The sequence below is a fragment of the Candidatus Ulvibacter alkanivorans genome (assembly GCF_003333325.1).
In the GTDB taxonomy this organism is placed as follows: domain Bacteria; phylum Bacteroidota; class Bacteroidia; order Flavobacteriales; family Flavobacteriaceae; genus Ulvibacter_A; species Ulvibacter_A alkanivorans.
This window is the reverse complement of sequence record NZ_QOLC01000113.1, coordinates 1-1,654: the sequence shown is the minus strand read 5'-3', so window position 1 is coordinate 1,654 and position 1,654 is coordinate 1. Positions and strand designations below refer to the sequence as shown.

The window sequence follows — 1,654 nt, the reverse complement described above, 5'->3', positions numbered from 1 at the left end:
ACGCTGGCGGTGATGTAGAAAAAGCACAAAAAGGTATCGTTTACATTGATGAAATTGATAAAATAGCTCGTTCAACAGGTAACGTATCAATAACTAGAGACGTTTCAGGCCAAGGTGTTCAGCAGGCTCTTCTTAAGATTATCGAAGGAACGGTTGCAAACGTCCCAGCTAATATGGGAACCCGTAAAAATCCTCAGGGCGAAACAATTGCTGTAGACACTTCAAATATCTTGTTTATTTGCGGTGGTGCTTTCGCAAGTATCAAAGATCAATTAGCTAAAAAATACAGCAACAAGAGCATTGGCTTTAACCAAAAAGTTAAATCACTAGAAGGTGATGAGCTTGACGCTATTTTCCGCAAAGTTAAAACAGAAGATATTATCGAATTCGGTCTTATCCCTGAATTTGTTGGTCGCCTCCCTATTATTGCCACTCTTGATGACTTGAAAGAAGATACTTTGATGTCTATTTTGAAAGAGCCAAAGAATGCCATAATCAGGCAGTTCGAAAAAATCTTTGAATTAGAAGGTGTTGTTCTTGAGTTTGAAGATGAGGCAGTTCAGGCAATAGCACACAAAGCTATTGAAAATAAAACAGGGGCTCGTGGTCTAAGAACCGAAGTTGAGAGGATTCTGAAAAATGCAATGTATCAGATCCCGGACATGGAGCATCCCGAGCGTGTTATCGTAACCAAGGATAATGTTGTTAATGAAACAGAGCCTATGATCATTGAAAATCCTGATCGCGTTCCTATTAGTATCAGCGATAATGATGAGGATGATAAACCAAGTTATCTTCAAAAAGTATAAATCTAAGTTGTAATAACGAATAATCCGCCTTTAAGGCGGCTTTTCTTATGTCTTATTAGTTCTTTTTGTTCTGCTGTATTGTTGTATAACAGATTGTACTAAAGGCGTTGTAATATCTTCCATTTTCTCAATCTGATTTTCTTTCAAGAAATCATCCTGAGATATTCTGTTCTGTTTCAGTAAACTCTTAACAAAATCAATCTGTCCTTGACTTGCAGGTTTGTCATTTTTATTAGAATTTTCAGCCTGAGAATTTAATGATTTATCTTCGACTGGCAAGATTATTTCGGGATTTGTCGTGCCTAATTTATTAGCATAAATCATAATTCCAGCACTTTCATAAAAACCGTGGGTTGCTGCACCTTCTATTTTAATAACTTCTTTGTTTTTCATGTTATTTAACATGTCAACAGCTTTTTGAGTCTTACCGTCTTGGAAAAGCTCTTCGGCCTTAAAACGAACAGTTGCAGTTCCAGTACCATCGTCAATAACAACTGTAATACTGGTTTCGTCTTCGCCTGTTTCTTCATTAAATCTCTTGAAGTCAGAAACATCAACAATGGTGCCAGCAATCTTCAAATCAAAGTACTTTCTTTTTCTTCCCTGACCTTCGAGTTCAATCATTTTTGGAAGGTTTTTAATTTGATGTATATTGAAATCTTCCTTTTTGAGTTCTTCGAAAGTGTTCTCTGAATACAATGGATGAGAAGTTTGATAGAAACCTGTTAACTCATACTCAACAAGTGCTCTTTCTTTTGTTTTCATCGCTGTAACAGTGCTATAATCATTTTGAGTTGGCTGAAAATATAATATCGGGATACCAGTAATGTTGATGATACACATCT

General features: G+C 36.2%; 2 protein-coding genes. One reads left to right on the top strand and one right to left on the bottom strand.

Annotated elements, in window-relative coordinates:
- Positions 1-809: AAA family ATPase (locus tag DWA30_RS12810; RefSeq protein ID WP_168421781.1), on the top strand; the 809-nt coding region annotated here is incomplete at its 5' end.
- A gap of 45 nt (positions 810-854) precedes the next feature.
- Here DWA30_RS12810 and DWA30_RS12805 read toward each other — a convergent pair.
- A partial coding sequence (locus tag DWA30_RS12805) for a hypothetical protein (RefSeq protein WP_210725412.1) occupies positions 855-1,654 on the bottom strand: 800 nt, incomplete at its 5' end.